The sequence below is a fragment of the Lysobacter sp. Soil_C_59 genome (genome assembly GCF_057656415.1).
In genome coordinates this window covers 1-20437 of the sequence record NZ_JBDGKK010000006.1, presented here as the reverse complement: position 1 = coordinate 20437, position 20437 = coordinate 1, and the positions used below count along the sequence as shown (strand labels likewise).

General features: G+C 68.1%; 18 protein-coding genes, 1 other RNA gene and 1 pseudogene. 16 read left to right on the top strand and 4 right to left on the bottom strand.

Translation table 11 applies throughout. The annotated features are described in order from the left end of the window. Entirely contained in the window at positions 1–861 is an 861-nt protein-coding gene (locus tag AC3A3Q_RS12660; protein WP_487586585.1) for a YicC/YloC family endoribonuclease, read from the bottom strand. 71 nt (positions 862–932) lie between these two features. Between AC3A3Q_RS12660 and rph the strand changes: the two genes are divergently transcribed. The 9 genes and pseudogenes from rph to AC3A3Q_RS12615 all read left to right on the top strand — a co-directional run bounded on the left by rph (position 933) and on the right by AC3A3Q_RS12615 (position 9222). Continuing rightward, the gene (gene rph, locus AC3A3Q_RS12655) at positions 933–1706 is read left to right on the top strand and encodes a ribonuclease PH (protein ID WP_487586584.1); all 774 of its coding nucleotides are present in this window, start codon (positions 933–935) and stop codon (positions 1704–1706) included. Between the two features lie 16 nt (positions 1707–1722). Continuing rightward, on the top strand, positions 1723–2112 hold the full coding sequence (locus tag AC3A3Q_RS12650; protein ID WP_487586583.1) for a VOC family protein: 390 nt from the start codon (positions 1723–1725) through the stop codon (positions 2110–2112). An 8-nt stretch (positions 2113–2120) separates the two neighbouring features. Next, entirely contained in the window at positions 2121–2717 is a 597-nt protein-coding gene (rdgB, locus tag AC3A3Q_RS12645) for an RdgB/HAM1 family non-canonical purine NTP pyrophosphatase (RefSeq protein ID WP_487586725.1), read from the top strand. Positions 2718–2722: 5 nt separating this feature from the next. After that, on the top strand, positions 2723–3028 hold the full coding sequence (locus tag AC3A3Q_RS12640) for an antibiotic biosynthesis monooxygenase family protein (protein WP_487586582.1): 306 nt from the start codon (positions 2723–2725) through the stop codon (positions 3026–3028). Between the two features lie 27 nt (positions 3029–3055). Beyond that, positions 3056–4204 (top strand): annotated as a pseudogene (hemW, locus tag AC3A3Q_RS12635) (radical SAM family heme chaperone HemW); the annotation flags it as partial. Between the two features lie 298 nt (positions 4205–4502). Beyond that, positions 4503–6764, top strand: a complete 2262-nt coding sequence (locus AC3A3Q_RS12630; RefSeq protein ID WP_487586581.1) for a DUF1631 domain-containing protein — start codon at positions 4503–4505, stop codon at positions 6762–6764. Between the two features lie 67 nt (positions 6765–6831). Next, entirely contained in the window at positions 6832–7182 is a 351-nt protein-coding gene (locus AC3A3Q_RS12625) for a PilZ domain-containing protein (protein ID WP_200604090.1), read from the top strand. A 124-nt stretch (positions 7183–7306) separates the two neighbouring features. Continuing rightward, a complete protein-coding gene (gene pepQ / locus AC3A3Q_RS12620) occupies positions 7307–8629 on the top strand; it encodes a Xaa-Pro dipeptidase (RefSeq protein WP_487586580.1) in 1323 nt (440 codons plus the stop codon). A gap of 113 nt (positions 8630–8742) precedes the next feature. Beyond that, a complete protein-coding gene (locus AC3A3Q_RS12615) occupies positions 8743–9222 on the top strand; it encodes a hypothetical protein (protein WP_487586579.1) in 480 nt (159 codons plus the stop codon). A gap of 4 nt (positions 9223–9226) precedes the next feature. Here the strand turns inward: AC3A3Q_RS12615 and AC3A3Q_RS12610 are convergent, their stop codons facing one another. The 3 genes from AC3A3Q_RS12610 to AC3A3Q_RS12600 form a co-directional block, all read right to left on the bottom strand. Continuing rightward, on the bottom strand, positions 9227–10495 hold the full coding sequence (locus AC3A3Q_RS12610; protein WP_487586578.1) for a hypothetical protein: 1269 nt from the start codon (positions 10493–10495) through the stop codon (positions 9227–9229). Positions 10496–10567: 72 nt separating this feature from the next. Beyond that, entirely contained in the window at positions 10568–11893 is a 1326-nt protein-coding gene (locus tag AC3A3Q_RS12605; RefSeq protein WP_487586577.1) for an aminopeptidase P N-terminal domain-containing protein, read from the bottom strand. Between the two features lie 7 nt (positions 11894–11900). Continuing rightward, the gene (locus AC3A3Q_RS12600) at positions 11901–12440 is read right to left on the bottom strand and encodes a UPF0149 family protein (RefSeq protein WP_487586724.1); all 540 of its coding nucleotides are present in this window, start codon (positions 12438–12440) and stop codon (positions 11901–11903) included. A 188-nt stretch (positions 12441–12628) separates the two neighbouring features. Here AC3A3Q_RS12600 and AC3A3Q_RS12595 point away from each other — a divergent pair, with 188 nt between their 5' ends. The 7 genes from AC3A3Q_RS12595 to rpiA all read left to right on the top strand — a co-directional run bounded on the left by AC3A3Q_RS12595 (position 12629) and on the right by rpiA (position 20152). Next, entirely contained in the window at positions 12629–17224 is a 4596-nt protein-coding gene (locus AC3A3Q_RS12595; protein ID WP_487586576.1) for an EAL domain-containing protein, read from the top strand. Between the two features lie 122 nt (positions 17225–17346). Beyond that, on the top strand, positions 17347–17568 hold the full coding sequence (locus AC3A3Q_RS12590; RefSeq protein ID WP_158734166.1) for a TIGR02449 family protein: 222 nt from the start codon (positions 17347–17349) through the stop codon (positions 17566–17568). Continuing rightward, positions 17565–17870, top strand: a complete 306-nt coding sequence (locus AC3A3Q_RS12585) for a cell division protein ZapA (protein WP_158734165.1) — start codon at positions 17565–17567, stop codon at positions 17868–17870. Before AC3A3Q_RS12590 ends, AC3A3Q_RS12585 begins: the two co-directional genes overlap by 4 nt. 143 nt (positions 17871–18013) lie before the next feature. Further along, positions 18014–18200, top strand: a non-coding RNA gene (gene ssrS, locus AC3A3Q_RS12580) — 6S RNA. 171 nt (positions 18201–18371) lie between these two features. Beyond that, complete coding sequence (locus tag AC3A3Q_RS12575; protein ID WP_487586575.1) at positions 18372–18965, top strand: 5-formyltetrahydrofolate cyclo-ligase; 594 nt, start codon at positions 18372–18374, stop codon at positions 18963–18965. Next, a complete protein-coding gene (locus tag AC3A3Q_RS12570) occupies positions 18962–19432 on the top strand; it encodes an EVE domain-containing protein (RefSeq protein ID WP_487586574.1) in 471 nt (156 codons plus the stop codon). The genes AC3A3Q_RS12575 and AC3A3Q_RS12570 overlap by 4 nt, the downstream gene beginning before the upstream one ends. Positions 19433–19489: 57 nt before the next feature. Beyond that, positions 19490–20152 (top strand): ribose-5-phosphate isomerase RpiA, encoded by a 663-nt coding sequence (gene rpiA / locus AC3A3Q_RS12565; RefSeq protein ID WP_487586573.1) that lies wholly within the window; start codon positions 19490–19492, stop codon positions 20150–20152. The last annotated feature ends 285 nt before the right edge of the window (positions 20153–20437 follow it).

Genomic DNA, 20437 nt, shown 5'->3' with positions numbered 1-20437 from the left:
TCATTCGATGTTCTGGATCTGCTCGCGGACCTGGTCGATCAGGACCTTGAGTTCCACTGCCGCGGCCGAGCTGCGCGCGTCGACCGACTTGGAACCCAGCGTGTTGGCCTCGCGGTTGAATTCCTGCAGCAGGAAATCCAGGCGCCGGCCGACGGCTTCCTTGAGCTTGAGCACGCGGCGCGCTTCGCTGACATGCGAATCGAGCCGGTCGAGCTCCTCGTCGACATCGAGCTTCTGCAGCCACATCACCAGTTCCTGCTCAAGCCGGCCGGAGTCGAGCGGCTGGGCAAGATCGGCCATGCGTGCTTCGAGCTTGTTGCGCTGGCCGGTGCGGATGAGCGGCATCAGCGTGCGCACCTCGGCCGCAATCGCGGCGATGCCGTCGACGCGCTCGATGATCACCGCCGAGAGCTTGGAACCCTCGCGCTCGCGCGCACGGATGAACTCGTCGAGCACCTGCTCGAGCAGTTCCAGCGCCTGCGCCTGCAGCGCCGCCGGGTCGGCGGACTGGGTCTGCAGGACGCCGGGGAACTGCAGCAACTGGGTCAGGTCGGTCTGCAGGCGCGGGAAACGAGCCTCCAGGTCCAGCGCCAGCTCGCTCAGTTCACGCAGCCGGCCGGGATTGAGCTGCAATGCGCCGTCACCGTCGGCTGTGCGCAGGCGCAGCGCCAGGTCGATCTTGCCGCGGGCGACCCGGGAAGCGACGCGCTCGCGCAGCGCAGGTTCCAGCGCGCGCAGCTCGTCGGGCAGGCGCACGCCCAGCTCGAGGAAGCGGTGGTTGACCGAGCGCAGCTCGCAGCCGAGCGTGCCCCACGGGGTGACGCGTTCGCCGCTGGCGAAGGCGGTCATGCTGCGGATCATCATCGAATCCAAGGGCTGACAGGGTGCGAATGGTAAACTCGCGCGCCCCAAACACGGTAATCACCCTCCTCATGGCCACGACCGGCACGCCGCAAGCCCCTTCCGCCGGCCAGACCGCGCCGACCGTGGTCCGCCCCAGCGGGCGGGCGCCGGCGCAGATGCGCGAAGTCCGCATCCAGCGCGGCTACACCCGCCACGCCGAGGGTTCGGTCCTGGTCAGCTTCGGTGAGACCCGCGTGCTGTGCACCGCCAGCGTCGACAACAAGGTGCCGGCCTTCCTGCGCGGCAAGGGCGAAGGCTGGGTCACCGCCGAGTACGGCATGCTGCCGCGCGCCACCCATACCCGCAGCGACCGCGAGGCCGCGCGTGGCAAGCAGGGTGGCCGCACCCTCGAGATCCAGCGCCTGATCGGCCGGTCGCTGCGCGCCTGCGTCGACCGCAAGCTGCTCGGCGAGCGCACGATCACCCTCGACTGCGATGTGCTTCAGGCCGATGGCGGTACCCGCACGGCCGCGATCACCGGTGCCTACGTGGCGCTGGTCGACGCCATCCGGTGGTTGCAGTCGCGCCGCGAGATCACTCGCGATCCGGTGTTCGGCGCCGTCGCGGCGGTGTCGGTCGGCATCTACCGCGGTGTTCCGGTACTCGACCTGGACTACGCCGAAGACAGCGACTGCGACACCGACATGAACGTGGTGATGAACGATGGCGGCGGCTTCATCGAGCTGCAGGGCACCGCCGAAGGCCACGCCTTCCGTCGCGAGGAACTCGATGCACTGACGGCACTGGCCGAGGCCGGCATCGCCGAACTGGTGGCGAAGCAGCGCGAGGCGCTGGCCGGTTGAGGACGACGTCCAATCCATGAACCGGACCATCGCCAACGTCACCCTGGTCGTACGCGACTACGACGAAGCCATCGCCTTCTACACCGACGCGCTCGGCTTCGACCTGCTCGATGACATCGACCTGGGCGATGGCAAGCGCTGGGTGCGCGTGGCGCCGCACGGCGCGCAGACCGCACTTCTGCTCGCGCAGGCCAGCGACGACAGCCAGCGCGCGCACGTCGGCAACCAGACCGGCGGCCGAGTCGGCTTCTTCCTGCACACCGACGACTTCCTTCGCGATCACGCCGTGATGCTCGCCCGTGGCGTGAGGTTCCTCGAGGAACCGCGCTTCGAGCCCTATGGCACCGTGGCCGTGTTCGAGGATCTGTACGGCAATCGCTGGGACCTGCTGGAACTGAAAGCATGACCCTGCCGATGAAATGGGTGATCGCCAGCAGCAACGCCGGCAAGTTGCGCGAGTTCCGCGAGTTGCTCGGCGGCAGCGGCATCGAGTTCGTGACCCAGGGCGAGCTTGGCGTCGGCGATGCCGATGAAACCGGCCTGACCTTCGTCGAGAACGCGCTGCTCAAGGCGCGCAAGGCCTCGCGTGAAACCGGCATGCCGGCGCTGGGCGACGACTCGGGCCTGTGCGTGGATGCCCTGGGCGGCGCGCCTGGCCTGTATTCGGCGCGTTATGCCGGTGTCCATGGCAATGCCGACGCCAACATCGACAAGCTGCTCGACGCGCTCCGCGACGTCCCCGACGAGCGGCGCGGCGCCCACTTCTACGCCGTGATCGTGTTGCTGCGCCACGCCGAGGATCCGCAGCCCTTCATCGCCGAAGGCACGTGGTCCGGGCGCATCCTGCACGCGCGTCGCGGCGACGGTGGCTTCGGCTACGACCCGGTGTTCCTCGATCCCGAGCAGGGTCACAGCGCGGCCGAGCTGGACACGGAACTGAAGAACCGCATCAGCCACCGCGGCCGCGCCCTGGCCGCGCTGCGACAACTGCTGGTCGGCGCCACGCGCTGAATGCCATGTTCGTGACTGTCTGGGAATACGAGGTCCGTGCCGGTTCCGAAACGGCATTCGAGGCGCTGTACGGCGAACAGGGGCCGTGGGTGATGCTGTTCCGCGACCACGCCGGCTACCTCGGCACCCAGCTGCTGCATGGTGAGCGCCAGGGCCACTACCTCACCCTCGACCGCTGGCGCAGCGCACAGGACTACACTGCAATGCAGCTGGCGCGCGATCCGCGCTACGCCGCGCTCGATGCACGGGGCGATGCGCTGACGGCGAGCGAGCGCCACGTGGGCACGTTCACGGCGCCCGACGCCGGCTGACCCTCCCTCTTTTACCGAAGAACCGTCTTGTCGCTGACCACGCCGCCGCTGTCGCTGTATGTCCACCTGCCCTGGTGCGTGCGCAAGTGTCCGTATTGCGACTTCAATTCGCACGAGGGCCGTGGCGCGCTGCCGTTCGACACGTATATCGACGCGCTGCTGGCCGACCTCGACCATGACCTGCCGCTGGCCTGGGGCCGCAACGTGCATTCGGTGTTCTTCGGCGGGGGCACGCCGAGCCTGTTCCCGCCCGAGCACATCGACCGTTTCCTGCAGCAGGCCAGCAGCCGCCTGCGCTTCGTCCCGGGCTGCGAGATCACCCTGGAGACCAATCCCGGCACCGCCGAGCACGGCCGCTTCGAGCTGTATCGCCAGGCCGGCGTCAATCGCCTGAGCTTCGGCATCCAGAGCTTCGACGACGGCTGCCTCAAGCGCCTGGGCCGGATCCACGACAGCAACGAGGCCGAGGCGGCAGTGAAGCTGGCCCAGGATGCCGGCTTCGACAACTTCAACCTCGACCTGATGTACGCGCTGCCGCAGCAGACGCTGGCGATGGCCGAGCACGACCTGGAACGCGCCTTCGCCCTGCAGCCCACCCACGTCAGCCACTACCAGCTGACCCTGGAGCCGAACACCGTGTTCGCCGCGCGGCCGCCGCAGGGCATCCCCGACGACGACGCCAGCTGGGACATGCAGGAGCATTGCCAGGCGCTGCTCGCCGCCGCCGGCTATGCCCAGTACGAAGTCAGTGCCTACGCGCGGCCGGGCCGGCAGTGCCTGCACAACCTCAACTACTGGCAGTACGGCGACTACCTGGGCATCGGCGCCGGCGCACACGGCAAGCTGACCCTGGGCGCGGAGCAGACCGTGCTGCGGCGCTGGAAGACCAAGCACCCGACCCAGTACCTGGTCCAGGCCGGACATGCCGGCGCAATCGGCGGCGACGACCGCGTCGAACCGGCACGACGTCCCTTCGAGTACATGCTCAACGCGCTGCGCCTGGTCGAGGGCTTCAGCCTGGCCGCGTTCGAAGCCCGCACCGGCCTGCCGCGCAGCGCGATCGCCGCGCAACTCGATGCTGCAACCGCACAGGGTTGGCTCGAAGTCGATGGCGATCGGGTTCGTCCGACCGAGCTCGGCCGACGCTTCACCAACGATGTGGTCGAGCTGTTCCTTGTCGACGACGGGGCCGGCGAGACCAATGTTGACCCGGCCGGTCCGAACCTGGCGCAACGCGTCATGGTCGACCACGCCAAGTAGCTTGAGCCCACGTACGCAGCCTCAAGCTGGCCGCTGGCGGCCGCCCACGCCGTTACAACAGTTGGTCGCTCCCTGAGGGACCGCTGGGGCGAGAGGCTGGCGGGGCGCGGGGGGACAATGCATGATCGTCCCGATCACAGGGTGCCCCTAAATGTCCGCAACGTTCGAACCTCTTGGTAGTTCGATCCCTCGGCCTACGCTGGCGTCAGCCGCGTTGCCCAAGCGGGTTCGCCGGGTACTGGAGCATCTGTATGCCCTGGTCTCGGACGAAATGGCGCGCCAGCTCGAGCACATGCTCGGCGAGTTCGAGCAGCAGCTGTTCAAGCATGCCGACCAGGCGCGCACGTCGGCGCAGCAGGCGTCCCACCTTGAAACGCTGCGCACCGCGCGGCTCAACCGTTCCGACCTGGTCCCGCACTTCCTGGCACTGCTGGAAGGCGAACTGACCACCGTCCGCGACCCGAACCCGACCACGGAAGCCCCCGCGGCCCTGCCCACCTTCCGCGACCTGCGCCTGGTCGACGACGGCGAAGCCGACGAAGCCAACCTGCTGCGCAGCATCGCCATCCGCCATGAAGCGCGCGCGGGCCTGCCGCTGCTGCTGCTGGGCCAGCGCTTCGGCGTCCTCGGCGGCGCCCCGGCCTTCGACGCCGATCGCCTGCCCGTGGGCCCCTACCACCTGTGCCGGATCCTGGCCGAGGCCACGCAGTCGCTGCAGATCACGCCCGAGGCCCGGTTGCACCTGTACAAGGTGTTCGACCAGCACGTGATGTCGGGCTACGCGCAACTGGTCGAAACGATGAACGCCCTGCTCGCACGCGAGAACGTGCTGCCGAGCCTGTCGTTCGTGCCGGTGCGCGGCCGCGGCAAGGCACAACGCCAGGGGCACGCGCAGGGGCACGGACAAGGACAAGGACAAGGACGAGCGCAGGAAGAAGGGCAAGGCCGGGGGCAACGCGAGGATTCGATGGTGCCGCGTCGCGGCGCCGACGCCAGCAGCCCCCTGTTCGACCCGAACCGTCCGCACACCGCCTGGCCGGGGCAGCCGGTCCCGCGCCATGACGACGACCACGACTCCTACGTTTCGCTGCAGAACCTGCTCAACGGTCGCCGCGAACTGATGGACAAGCTGCGCACCGGTGGCGACACCGGGCCGCAGCGACCGACGCTCTCACCTCACGACGTCTCCAGCGCGCTGGCCGGGCTGCAGTCGATGCCGGCGCACCTGACGCCACCACGCAACCTCAACGACGTCCGCCAGACTCTGCTCGCGCAGGCGCGGCAACAGCGTGGCGAAGCGGCCGCGCTGACGCGCGAGGACGCCGACACGTTCGAACTGCTCGACCAGTTCTACAACGAGATCGGTCGCGAGCTTCGCAACGATGCGGCGGTGTCCTCGCTGCTCAATCGCCTGCAGGTGCCGCTGTTGCGCCTTGCGCTGCAGGACCAGGCATTCTTCGTACGCCAGGAACATCCGGCGCGGCAGCTGCTCAACGCCGTCGCCGAAGCCGGTGCGCACTGGCTGCCGAAGGAAGAAGCCGACCCGGCGCTCAACGAACAGCTGCGCCGCGCGGTCGACCACGTCGTCGAGCATTACGACGGCGACGACGGCGTGTTCGAGTCGGCCAACCAGCAACTGCAGGAACACCTGCGGCTGATGGCGCGCAAGGCCGAAGTGGCCGAGCGGCGCCACGTCGAGGCCGCGCGCGGCAAGGAAAAGCTGGTGCTGGCCAAGCACCAGGCAACCGAAGCGATCAGCCAGGCGCTGAACGAGCAGAAGCTGCCCAAGTTCGTCCATACCCTGCTCACCCAGGCCTGGACCGACGTGCTGACCCTGACGCTGCTGCGCCATGGCGAAGAGTCGGAAGAGTGGCAGCGCCAGCTCGAGGCCACGCGCCAGATCATCGCCGCCAACACGGTCGAGAACCGCGCACCGGCACCGGAGCCGCTGGGCGAGGACATCGAGCAGGCGCTGACCCAGGTCGGTTACCACGTCGACGATGCCGGCGCGATCTCGCGCCAGCTCACCACCGGCCATGCCGCCAACGACGATGCCGCCACCCGCACCGAACTGGCGCTCAAGCTCAAGTCACGCACGCGACTGGGCGAGGACGAAGTCGCACGCCCGCAGGACGTGCAGCCGCGCAACCCGCACGAGCAGGAATGCTGGCAGCACCTGCGCACGCTGCCGTTCGGCACCTGGTTCGAGTTCGACCTCGACGCGCCGGGCGAAGTGATTCGTCGCCGGTTGTCCTGGTTCAGCCCGCTCACCGACAACGCGCTGTTCGTCAACCAGCGTGGCCAGCGCGTCGGCGAGCAGTCGCTAGACAGCCTGGCGCGGCAGATGGCCAGCGGACGCGCGCGCATCGTCACCGTCGAGAAGAGCCGCCTGGTCGATCGCGCCTGGAACGCGGTTGTCAGCGCGCTGAGCAATTTCGTCTCCCATCCGGCCACGCCACAGCAGGCGCCGGCCTGATGGGCCACGACCGCATCGCAGCCAGGCACGCCTCCAAGGGCCACGCCTGCAAGGGGAAGCACCGCGCATGAACGAAGAATTCCGCCGCGCCCGCCGCCGCTCCATCCAGGAGCCGGTACAGGTCGTCGACACGATGACCGACACCGTGATCGGGCAGCTCAGCAATCTGTCCGAAAGCGGCATGCTGCTGATCGCCTCCGCGCCGCTGGTCGACGATGCGCTGTACCAGTTGCGCTTCAACCTGCGCGGCACGCCGCACCAGGCATCGCCCATAGAAGTGGGTGCGCACCTGTTGTGGCAGGACAAGTCCAGCACGCCCGGCCAGACCTGGTCCGGCTTCCGCTTCATCACCATGCTCGAAAGCGAACTGCAGCAGCTGCGCAACTGGCTGGACTCGGGCAACGGCCATCCGGCCTGACAGCCCGCGCATTCATGTGGTGCTCGCCGCACGCGGCGACAAGGGTAACGGGCAAGCGCGGTAACGACGCCAGCCGGACCAATGCGGCAAAATGGTCCGGTCTCCGCCCTTTCGCCGCCTTCGCATGACCACGCTCGCCACGTTGTACCCGCAGCACCTCGCCGAACTGCACCGCCGCACCGAACAGGCCCTGGCCCGTGGCGGCTTCGACCACCTGGTCATCCCCAGCGGCACCTCGCATTACCAGGTGTTCGACGACCGCGACTACCCGTATGCGGTCAATCCGCAATTCAAGGCCTGGCTGCCGCTGACGCGCGCACCGGGCAGCTGGCTGGTGGCCACGCCGGGACAGAAGCCCAAGCTGGTGTTCCTGCAGCCGTTCGACTATTGGCACGTGGTGCCGGCGGCTCCGAGCGGTTACTGGGCAGAGCACTTCGACATCGTCGTGATCCGCAAGCCCGAAGAGGCGCTGCAGCACCTGCCGTCCAACGCGGCGCGCTGCGCGATCCTCGGCGAACCGCAGAGCGCGCTGGGTGCATTCGTGCCCAACAATCCCGCGCCGGTGGTGAACTATCTCGAGTACCACCGCGCCTACAAGACGCCGTACGAGATCGCGATGATGCGCGAGGCCACGCGTCGCGGCGTGCGCGCCCACCGCGCCGCCGAGCGCGCCTTCCGCGCCGGCGCCAGCGAGTTCGGCATCCACCTTGTCTACTGCCAGGCCGCCGGCCAGGACGCAAACGACCTGCCCTACAACAACATCATCGCCCTCAACGAGCATGGCGCGGTGCTGCACTACACCGACCGCGACCTGACCCCGCCCGGGGCACTGCGCAGTTTCCTGATCGATGCCGGCGCCGCGCACCACGGCTATGCCTGCGACATCACGCGCAGCTATGCGCTCGATGCCGGCAGCGAGTTCCAGGCGATGATCGACGCCGTCGACGCCGCGCAACTGAAAATGTGCGACCAGGTCCGCGCCGGCAGCGATTACAAGCAGATCCACGTCGATGCGCACCTGGCGCTGGCGGGGATCCTCAAGGACTTCGGCGTGATCAAGGTGTCGCCGGAAGCGGCGCTCGCCACCGGCGTCAGCAGCGCGTTCTTCCCGCACGGCATCGGCCACGGCATCGGCCTGCAGGTGCACGACGTCGCCGGCTTCGCTGCATCCGACAACGGCGGCACGATCGCCAAACCCGACGGCCATCCCTACTTGCGCCTGACCCGCGTGCTCGAGCCGGGCATGGTGGTGACGATCGAGCCGGGCATCTACTTCATCGACATGCTGCTCGACGAAGTGAAGGCCAACGGTCACGCCGACAGCATCGACTGGGCCCGCGTGGAGGCCTTCAAGCCTTACGGCGGCATCCGCATCGAGGATGACGTCGCCTGCACCGACGGTGCGCCGGCCAACCTCACCCGCGAAGGCTTCGACGAAGCCGCCTGACGCTCGGCGTCCCGCTGCCCTCCCGCCGGCCCTGCCGCCGGGAGGGCGGTTCGATTACCTGCAATTGCCCCGCACGACGTTTGCCTCATCACAGGCCCACGTCGGGAAGCATCATGCTGCGATCGTCATTGCCGGGAATCGTGCTGTCGTGCGCCGCGACGCTTGCCAATGGGCAGGACGTCGTGCCCCAGACGACCGCCGCACCCGCTGCTCCCGCGCCGGAGGCCCCCCTCACCGTCCATGTCTCCGCCTCCGCCGTGGACGCCGTCGGCCGGCAGTTCGTACAAGCCATCAGCGAGCAGCTGCGCCAGTCCACGGACCTGGTGCCGGTCGATGTCGCCAACGGTGCGCGCGTCCGCCTGAAGATCGCCACGCTCGATCCCGACAACGGCGTCGGGCGCCGCACGGTCTACTCGGTGGTGGTGACGGTGCGCCCGATGGACCGCGAACTCGATGTCTACTGGAACAACTACGTCGGCCTGTGCGGGCAGGCGCGCGTGCAGGCGTGCGCGCGCGGCATCGTCGAGGAGGCAGGGGCACCCGCCGCATCATTGCGCACGATCATCGAAACCACCGTTGGCCCAGCCCCGTGAGCATTCACGGCGCTGCCGGCGGCGCGCCGGCTACGCACTCGCGCAGGCGGTAGTCGACGTAACGCTGGTACAACGTCGTGTGCAGGTTGTGCAGCGCCAGCTCGACGCGGAACGGCGTGCGCGGATTGCGGTCGAGCAGGCGCGCTATATGGAAGCCGACCGGCTTCACGCCCTGCTTGTGCACATAAACCTGGAATCCCCGGTAGAACGGATCGTCAAGCAATCGATCGATCCGTTCGAGCGTTTCCTGCGTTGCCGCGGACTGCTCCGCACGCAACGAGGCGTCGCGCTCGAACAGTAGCCGTTCGAAGAATCGTCGCGGCTTGCGCGCCTGGATCGACCGCGCCAGCGACCATACTTGGCGATTGCGCTCGTTGTAGAACTCCAGTCCTCCGTGCTGGCGCAGTGCCTCCGCCGCATCCGCACTGACGTCATAGACGACGAAGTTCTCGGCCTGGTTGTTGAGATCGTCCAGCTTGCTGCGGTCGAACACATGGAAGATGAAGCCCGGAAGCCCCATGAACGCCTGGCGCCCCTGTTGCGAGGCCTGCACGGCGCGCCCGTCACCGGTGAACTCGCCGGCCGAAGATCCGAGCAGGATGCTGCGCGTTTCGTTCAGCCGGTTGAACGTGCCGATGACGATCTCGTCGGCATCGAACTCGGCATCGAAGCCATCCATGCCGTAAAGCTCGGCTTGCGTGGCGTACTGCGCGACCTGCCGACCCAGGCCGCATTCGCCTCGCACCTGCCCCGTGTAGAACGCTTCGATTGCGCGAGAGTTGGCGCCGCTGGGCTGGTAACCACGGCCGAACGTCGCGATCGCCTTCCAGCCGTCATGCGCCGCACCGGTCGGGCCGAATCCGATCCATCCCATCTGCACGGACGAGAAGCGGAAGCCGGGGTTTGCCACGAGCCGATCGACCGCGCGACGCGTTGCAGTACCTAGCGCGAAGGCATAGGCGCAGTGGGTCGCAGGATGGGCCAGCAATGCTTCGTCGAGACGACTCCGGGCAGCGGCGTCGAGATCGCGTGGAGTCCGCACGACGAGGTCCCCGGCTGCAACGGCCTCGGCCAGGCTGGCGCGATCGCAAGGCATGCCCGGGCGGATATCGATCGTGTCGACATCCGCCGCGACGAAACGCCACCCCAGTTCCTGCAACAGCCGTTGCCGGCAGTCTTCCGCACCGGACCCCGCAACCAGCTGCCCGGCGGACAACGCCACGAACAGTCCGGCAAGCACGGATGCCGGACGCAGGCGCCGCTTCGTTTTCATCCGCGTCGATAGCACCTTGCCAGCGTACGGGCCGGCAGTGAAGGGACCATCATTCCCGCGACACCCGAAGCCTCACCCACCCGCCATCAACGCCTCGATCTCATCAGCGCTGCGCGCCAGCTTGCCGGTCAGCACCTGATTGCCATCCTGCGTGACCAGCACATCGTCCTCGGTGCGAATGCCGATGCCGCGCCACTTCGCATCGACCGTGGTGTCGTCGGGCGAGACATACAGGCCCGGTTCGATCGTGAACACCATGCCCGGCTCGAGCAGGCGCGACTCGCCATCAATGCGGTACTCGCCCACGTCGTGCACATCCAGGCCAAGCCAGTGGCCGGTCTTGTGCCGATAGAAGCGCTTGTAGCTGCCGTCGGCCAGGTTCTTCTCGAGCCGGCCCTTGAGCAGGCCGAGCTTGAGCAAGCCTTCGGTCAGTGTCTCCACCGCCGCCACATGCCCTGCCTCGTACGCAATGCCGGCGCGCGCCTGCGCCAGGGACGCCGCCTGCGCAGCGCCCACCAGGTCATGGAGCGCGCGCTGCTCCTTGCTGAAGCGACCACCGATCGGGAAGGTGCGGGTGATGTCGGCGGCATAGCCACGGTATTCGGCGCCGGCATCGACCAGCACCAGGTCACCGTCGCGCGCCTGCGCGTTGTTGGCGCGGTAATGCAGGACGCAGGCATTGCTGCCGGCGCCGACGATGCTGCTGTACGCCGGTTCGGCATCGTGCTGGCGGAACACTCGCTCGAGCTCGGCCTGCAACTGGTATTCGTGCATGCCCGGTCGCACTGCGCGCATCGCCGCCTCGTGCGCGAGCACGCTGATGTCGGCGGCACGCTGCATCAGGCGGATCTCGTCGCGGTCCTTGAACAGGCGCAACTCATCGAGCAGATGGCCCAGTTCGAGGAACTCGTGCGGCGGCTGCGCTCCCTGGCGCACCATCGCGCGCACGCGGTTGAGCCAGCCGATCAGCTTGAGGTCGAATTCCTGGTCGCGGCCGAAGTGGTAATAGACACGCGAACGACCTTCGAGCAGGCCCGGCAGGATGTCGTCGAGGTCGGTGATCGGATAGGCATCGTCCAGGCCGAACGCTTCGACCGCACCTTCCGGACCGAAGCGCGGGCCATCCCAGCTTTCACGCTCGGCATCGCGTTCGCGGCAGAACAGCAGCACCTCGCCGTGCTTGCGGCCGGGCACCAGCACCAGCACCGCCTCCGGCTCCGGGAAGCCGGTGAGGTAGAGCAGGTCGGAGTCCTGGCGATAGGGGTAATGCGTGTCGCGACTGCGGATGCGCTCGAGCGCGGCCGGCAGCACCAGGATCGCGTCGTCGCCGGCCATGCGCATGAGCTGCTTGCGGCGGCGGGCGTAGGCCTTTGCGGGAATCGTGATGGGCTTGGACACAGCTCGATCAGTTCAGGCGTTGCCGGTGCTGCGTCGCCAGCACGCAGTCGCCGTGCAACAGCAGCACCGCGACGCGTACGAACTCCTCGATCTCCACCAGCGCGATCTCGTCTTCCTCGTCGCCGTCGCTCTGCGGTTGCGCGGCTGCTAGCTTGCCCAGGTCGGCCAGTGCTTCCTGGCCTTCGTCGGACAGCTTGATCTTGCCGCCGCCGGCCAGGCCGAAGCCGCCGAGGAACCCGCGGCACCAGTCGAACAGCGCACCGCTGCGCTCGGCCAGCGAAGTGTCGGATGCAGGCAGCAACAGGGCGAAGTCGAAGCTGCGGTCGGCCAGCTGGGCCGCGCTGGCTTCGCGCAGTTCGTCCAGGGCGCCGCCTTCGGCGGGCGTCGGCAGCGCATCGTCGGCCAGCACCTTGGCCGGCCACTCGCGCACCGCCGCGCCACCGCCGGCGAGCCAGCCGCACAGGCCGCCGTGGAGCTCAAAGGGAGAAGCAGCAAGGGCCAGCTGGCGGCTCTCGGCCTCGATGGCGGTCAGATCGGGCAGTTCAATTTCGGGCACGGGACAAGGCTCGGGGGAGTCGCGGCAGTGTAGCAATGCAGGCGCGTCTTGTTGCCAGGCTGAACGCTTGCCTACACTGCGCGCTGCAGTACTCAAACCCATGGGTGTCCGTGCGTCCGCCCTCCCTAGCCTGCTTCCCCGTCCGGATCGCCCGGCACGTCCGTCTTGCCGGACTGGTATTGGCGTTGGCACTGGCGACCGCGCCGGCAGCGGCGGCGACGCGCGACTTCTACTTCTCGCGCCTGGGCAGCGAGCGCGGCCTCACCCAGAACACCGTGACGGCAATGGTCCAGGACCCGCAGGGGTTCGTCTGGGTCGCCACCCAGGGCGGCCTGCACCGTTACGACGGCCAGCGCTACCTGCCCTTCCGGCATAACCCGCGCGATCCCCAGAGCCTGCCGGACAGCAACATCACCGCGCTCGCGCTCGAAGATGGAAAGGCGTTGTGGGTCGGTACGTCTTCGGAATACCTGAGCCGGCTCGACCTGGGCAACGGCAAGATCCGCCGTTACTCCGCGTCGGCGCCCAGCCACCCCCATCGCCAGGTGGTGGCGGTCCTGCCCTACCGCGGACTGCTATGGGTCGGCACCACGGCCGGACTGGAGCGCCTGAATCCGGACAGCGGCACGCGCCAGAGCGTGCTGTCGCTGCAATCGCAGCCCGCCGGCGCCACCAGCCGGCAGACCCTGCTGGCAACCCGCGACGGCATGGCCTGGTATGGCGGTCCGCTCGGACTGCATCGCATCGATCCGGCCGGCACGGTGCAACGCGTGGGCCCGCAGGAGCCGGTGCTGTCGCTGCAGCAGGACCCGTCGGGCCAGTTGTGGGTGGGCCGCACGGATGGCCTCTTCCGGCTGCACAGCAACGGCCGCGACCTGGTGAAGGCCTGGCCGCTCGAAGCGCCGGCGGATCCGGCTGCGACGTCGGTGCGGGCGATCGCGCAGACGCCCGACCACCGGCTGTGGCTGTCGGTCTACGGCTACGGGCTGCGCCGCTTCGATCCGGCCACCGGCAACGACGAGGAAGTGCACGAGGAGCCTCGCATCGAGGCCAGCCTTCCCGACGACGCGGTCAACGCACTGCTGGTCGACCGCGGCGGCATGCTCTGGGTCGGCGGCCAGTTCCGCGGCGTTGCCGTCGCCGATCCGCGCGGCACGCGCTTCCGCTACGTCTTCAATCTCGAGCATTCGCGCCCGCGCAGCCCGGCTGCCGCCGACAGCATCCGCACCATCGCGCAGTCTGACGACGGCGCTCTCTGGCTCGGCACCGACAACACCCGCCTGCTGCGCTACGAACTGGCGGAAGACCGCTTCGAGGATCTCACCCCGCTGCTCGGTGACCAGGCAGCGCCACCGCGCGTGACCGCGTTCGCGCCGGCCACCGCAGGCGAGCTGTGGGTGGCCACCGACGTCGGTCTCTACCTGCTCGACCCGCAACGGCGCCAGGCGCGCCAGCTCGAAGTCGCGGGCATGGAGCGCCAGCCGATGCGCTCGCTGGCGGTGGCGCGCGATCACTCGCTGTGGATTGGCAGCCACGGCAATGGCGCGTTCCACTACGTTCCCGAGAGCGGCAAGGTCACCCACTACCCGTATCGCGAGAACGACCCCGACGGCCTGAGCTTTCCGGTCGTGCACGCGATCGTCGAAGACCGCCATGGCCATGTCTGGATCGGCACCGGCGACGGCCTGGATGTGCTCGATCCCGCGACCGGCAAGGTGCGTCACTTCCGGCATGCCAGCGACGACCCGGCAAGCCTGCCGGGCAATCGCGTGCGCGCCCTGCACGTGGCTCGCAACGGCACGCTCTGGGTAGGCACGCATGCCGGCCTGAGCCGCGTGGTCGAAGCGGCCGACGGCGGCGTCAGTTTTGCCCACCCGCTCACCGGCACGCTCAACAGCGACATGGTGCCGGTTGTCTTCGCGATCGCCGAAGGTCCTGCCGGCCGGCTGTGGCTGAGCACGCAGGCCGGCATCATCAGCTTCGACATGGGCAGCGAGCGCACGCGCAGCTACGGCCTCGCCGATGGCCTGCAGGACCTGGAGTTCCACGGCGGCTCGATGGCGCAACTGGGCGACGGCCGCATCGTCTTCGGCGGCGTGCGCGGCCTGAACCTGTTCGATCCCACGCGCATCGTCGACTCCGCCTACCGCGCGCCGCTCAAGCTGCTCGGTGCCTGGGTCGGCAGCGAGGCGACCGTCGAACCGAGCGCGCTCTGGCAGCAGACCCGCCTCGACCTGCCCGATGCCGCCGGCCTGCTGCGCCTGCGCATCGGCTCGCTCGACTTCGCCCCGGCGGCCGGCATCCGTTACCGCTACCGCATGGACGGGTTCGACAAGGACTGGGTCGACAACGGCAGCGGCCAGGACATCACCTATACGCGACTGCCTGCGGGCAACTACACCTTCCTCGCCCAGGCCACCAACCGCGACGGTGTCTGGAACGAGCAGACGCTCGAGATCCCGGTACGCATCGCGCCACCGCTGTGGCGCCATCCGCTGGTGACCGCCGGCGCGGTGCTGGCGGCACTCGCCCTGGCGCTGGTGCTGGCGTGGCGCCGTCATCGTGATCGCCGCCGCGAGCGTGGCTACTTCGCCCAGATCCGCGAGCGGGACGAACGCCTGAAGCTGGCGCTGTGGGCATCGGGCGAGCAGTTCTGGGACTACGACCTCAACAGCCGCGTGCTGCGCCGCACGCGCGCCGACGACCAGGCCGGACTTACTCCGGACCTGGGCGTGCAGACGCTGGTCGACTCCAATCTGCAGATCCATCCCGAAGACCAGCCGCAGGCGGTCGAACAGCTCAAGCGCCACCTGCGCGGCGACGCTGCTCTGTTCCTGTCCGAACACCGCGTGCGCGAGGACAACAAGTGGGTGTGGATGCGTGCACGCGGACGCGTCGTCGAACGCTCGCCCAACGGTCGCGCCCTGCGCGTGGCCGGCACTGCCCGCGACATCACTGCCAACCGCAGCGCCGAGCGCGATCGCCTGATCGCCGGCCAGGTGCTCAACAGCATGATCGAGGCGGTCGCGGTGTTCGACCGCGAGTTCCAGTTCGTCTCGGTCAATCCCGCTTTCACGCGCATGACCGGGTATGCCGATTCGGAAGTGATCGGGCGCCCGACCCGCCTGCTCGACAGCGACCAGCACGATCCGGCGTTCTACCAGCACGTGCGCAGCGAGTTGCGCCGCAACGGACGCTGGTCCGGCGAGATCTGGCAGCAGCGCAAGAACGGCGATGAATTCCTGTGCTGGTTCCAGGGCAGCGAAGTGCTCGACTCCAGCGGCCAGCACGGCCACTACGTCGCCGTGCTCGGCGACATCACCGACCAGAAGCGCGCCGAACAGGAACTGCGCTACCTGGCCAACTACGACACGCTGACCAGCCTTCCCAACCGCGCGCTGCTGTCGGAGCGCCTGTCGCGCGCGATCGTGCGCGCGCGCCGCCATGGCAGTCGCATTGCGATGCTGTTCCTCGACCTGGACCGCTTCAAGGACATCAACGACTCGCTCGGCCACGCTGCCGGCGACCGCATCCTGCGCGCCGCCGCGATCCGCCTGCAGCAGGCGGTCGGACCGCAGCACACCGTCGCCCGCCTCGGCGGCGACGAGTTCACCGTGTTGCTGGAGAACCTCGAGCACGTCGAGCAGGCCGAGCAGGTCGCGCGCGACGTCCTTGTCGCCTTCGAAACGCCGCTCGACATCGACCAGCGCCACGACGTGGTGATCTCGCCGTCGATCGGCATCAGCCTGTACCCCGACCACGCGCTTGTCCCGACCGACTTGCTGAAGCACGCCGACACGGCGATGTACCAGGCCAAGGCCGCCGGCCGCCGCACGTTCATGCGCTACACCGAGGCGATGGACGTCGAGATCCGCGGTCGCGCGACGATCTCTGCAGCCTTGCGCGGCGTGCTCGACCGCAACGAGCTTCGCCTGGTGTTCCAGCCCAAGCTGTCGCTGGACCACTCGCGCATCACCGGCGTGGAAGCACTGCTGCGCTGGCGCAGTTTCGAACTGGGCGATATTTCTCCTGCGCAGTTCATCCCGCTCGCGGAAGAAAGCGGCCTGATCCTCGACATCGGCGAATGGGCGCTGCGCGAAGCCTGCGGCGTTCTCAAGCGCTGGCGCCACAACGGCCTGGACCAGCTGTCGATGGCGGTCAACGTGTCCTCGCTGCAGCTGCTGCGCGGCAATCTGCCCAAGCAGGTCGCGCGCGCACTGGTCGAAAGCGGCGTGCCGCCGGAGATGCTGCAGCTTGAGCTGACCGAAAGCGTGATCATGGCCAACGCCGGCCAGACCTCGGCCACGCTCGATGCATTGCGCTCACTCGGCGTCGGCCTGGCCATCGACGACTTCGGCACGGGCTACTCGTCGCTGGCCTACCTCAAGCGCCTGCCGATCAACACGCTCAAGATCGACAAGGAATTCATCGGCGACCTCACCCGCGACGCCGACGACGAGGCGATCACCACGACGGTCATCGCCATGGCGCATTCGCTCGGCCTGACGGTGATAGCCGAGGGCGTGGAGACCGAAGCGCAGATGCAGTTCCTGCGCGGTCGCGGCTGCGACGAGATCCAGGGCTACTGGCTGGCGCGACCGCTGGAAGCGGCCGACTGCCTGGCCTTCATCCGTGCCTGGACGCCGCAGTCGATGCCGGGAGGGAGCTTGGCCACCGATGCGGAGCCGGCTGCAAGCGGTCCTGACGGAAGCGGCGCGGTTGGAAGCGGACCTGCGGGGAACGGCTCAGTCGGCAAGGTTGGCTCGCCAGGTTGATCCGGGCGGATCGACCAGGGCGGATCGACCAGGGCGGATTGATCAGGCTAGAGCCCGACCTTCCCACTCCAGACTGAACCGTGGTCCTTGACCGGTCCCCCGGCCCTGCTATCGTGCGCGGCATGGACCAAGCCGAACTTCTTGCCCAACTCAAGTCGCTCTCCGACCGGGTCGAGCAGCTTGCCGAGCGCTCGCGCCGGCTGGGCGAGGAGAACCGCAGCCTTCGCCAACAGCAGGAACAGCTGATGGGCGAACGCTCGGCGCTGCTTGCCAAGAACGAACAGGCGCGCGCCCGCGTCGAGGCGATGATCGCGCGATTGAAGTCCCTGGAGCAGCACACGTGAGCAGTGCAAGCGAACCGGTCAGCATCCGTCTGCTCGATCGCGAGTACACCGTCGGCTGCGAACCCGACGAGCGCGACAGCCTGCTGTCGGCGGCCAAGCTGCTCGATGCCAAGATGCGCGAGATCCGCGGCAACAACCGCATGGCCGCGCTGGATCGCGTCGCCGTGCTGGCCGCACTCAATCTCGCCCACGACCTGCAGCAGTTGCGCAACGAACAATCGAGCCGCGACCGCGAATTTTCGCGCACGTTGACCGACCTGCATCGCCGCCTCGACGACCTGTTCGACCTGCCCGCGCGCTGAGTCGCGGGACTCTCTCTGGGCCGCTTGCGATCCGCATTGCGTGTCCACGCTCTGCAAATCGTGCACACGCGTGCACTGAACCGTTCCATCGCGATGCCGACGAGCGGGCATGCACTTCACAAGCTGCGCGCTATACTTCGCACCGTCCTCTGCTGTGCGCGACAGCGTGCGCAAACATTCGCCTTGTCCCTTATTGACGACACCGGGGGCGCGACGGGGGCCCGGAGTGCAGGTCCGCCTCGTAGCGGGAAGCCCGAAGGCATCCAAGCGTTCCCACTTGAACCCCGGGTTCAAGGTCGTTTCGCAAGCATCGCCATCGGCGGAGGACTACTCATTCAGGGGTGCCGATCTGCGTGATCGCCGCCTCGACCGTTGCCACGCTCCAGACTCCAGGTAGCAACGATCAAACCCAGGACCGGGCGCGACTTCGCGCCCGATCTTTTTTACCCTGTCCCCTCCCGGCGGCTTTCCTGACCGCTGCAGCAAAGGATCGAGCGCCGCATGACGGCTGACCGCGCGGCGCTGCGCCGCGAACTCCGCGACCGCCGCCGCGCCCTGGGCGCTGGCGACCGTATTGCCGCCGCCGAACGCCTGGCCGCGCACCTGCTGGCATTGCCATTCGCGCCGACCTCCGGCTACGTCTCCGGCTACTGGGCCACCGACGGCGAGATCGCCCTGCACGTGTGGCAGCTGCGGCTGCCGCGCGAATGCGTGTACTGCCTGCCGGTGCTGAACGAGGACGGCCGCCTGCGCTTCGCGCCGTGGCGCTCCGGCGACCCGCTGGTCAGCAACCGCCATGGCATCCCCGAACCGGACGTGGCGCCCAGCTCCCTGCTCGATCCGGAGCAGATGAGCCTGGTGGTGACGCCGCTGGTGGGCTTCGACCTGCGCGGCCACCGGCTGGGCATGGGCGGTGGCTGGTACGATCGCAGCTTCGCATTCCGCCACCAGCGCCCGGCCCCGCCGTGGCTGGTTGGCGCGGCGTTCGACACGCAACAGGTCGAAACGCTCGACCGCGCCGACTGGGACGTCGCCCTGGACGCGGTCTGCACCGAATCGACGACCATCGATTGCAGCAGCAGGGCCACCGCATGACCGCACGCCGCCGCTACTGGCTGATGAAGTCCGAACCGGATGCGTTCTCGATCGACGACCTCAAGCGGGTCGGCACCGAGCCGTGGAATGGCGTCCGCAACTACCAGGCGCGCAACTTCATGCGCGACGGCATGCAGGTCGGCGACGGCGTGCTGTTCTACCACTCCAATACCGAAGTTCCCGGAATCGTCGGCACCGCCACGGTGGCCAGCAAGGCCTATCCGGACGAGACCCAGTTCGAGCCCAAATCCGACTACTTCGACCCCAAGAGCACGCGCGAGGAACCGCGCTGGTTCCTGGTCGATGTCGCCTTCGATCGCAAGCTCAAGCGCACGATTTCACTGGACGAGATCAAGAAGCATGCCGACAAGCTGGGCGAGGACTTCGCGCTGATCCGCAAGGGCAACCGGCTTTCGGTGTTCCCGGTGCAGGCGGCGCAGTGGAAGTACCTGCTGTCGCTCGAGTAATCGCCCTGCCTCCCTCCGAGCGCAGCGAGAAAGAATCCAGACCAACGAGTTGAAACCATGAGCGAAGCCAAGCGCCTGGCCGGCGAAAAAGCCATCGAGTACGTCGAGGACGGCATGATCGTCGGCGTCGGCACCGGCTCCACGGTCGCCTTCTTCATCGATGCCCTGGCCCGTATCCAGGACCGCATCAAGGGCGCGGTGTCGAGCTCGGAACAGAGCACGCAGCGCCTGCGTGCGCACGGTATCGAAGTGCTCGATCTCAATGCCACCGGCCCGCTGTCGCTGTACGTCGACGGCGCCGATGAGTGCGATCCGCACAAGCGCCTGATCAAGGGCGGTGGCGCGGCATTGACGCGCGAGAAGATCATCGCCGAGGCCAGCCAGAAGTTCGTCTGCATCGTCGACCCGAGCAAGCGCGTCGACGTGCTGGGCAAGTTCCCGCTGCCGGTCGAAGTGATCCCGATGGCGCGCAGCCTGGTGGCGCGGGAGATCCTGGCGATGACGCGCGGCCAGCCCGTGTGGCGCCAGGACGCCGCCGGCAATGGCGTGGTCACCGACAACGGCAACATCATCCTCGACATCCACGGCCTGGCGATCGTCGATCCGGTCGCGATGGAGCAGGCGATCAACCAGATTCCCGGCGTGGTCAGCGTGGGCCTGTTCGCCCGCCGCCCTGCCGACGTGGTGATCATCGGCGGCGAGCCGCCGACGCTGCTGTAATCGGTCCGGCCCCGGCAGGCATCTCGCCCCGGGGCTCTACCGGCGTTTTCTTGGGCGAACGCGCTCGCCCCAGATAATCCGCGGCAACGCCAGCATTAACTTTCCGGAACCTGACTCCTGTAGGAGCGAGCTTGCTCGCGACCTTAGCGTCTGTGATCCCGGAACCGCCCGATCGCGGGCAAGCGCGCACCTGCGCACCGGTTTCGTGCGCGCAAAAAGAAACCCCCAGCCTGTTGGCTGGGGGTTTCGGGGTAAAGCCCCTGGCGATGACCTACTCTTGCATGG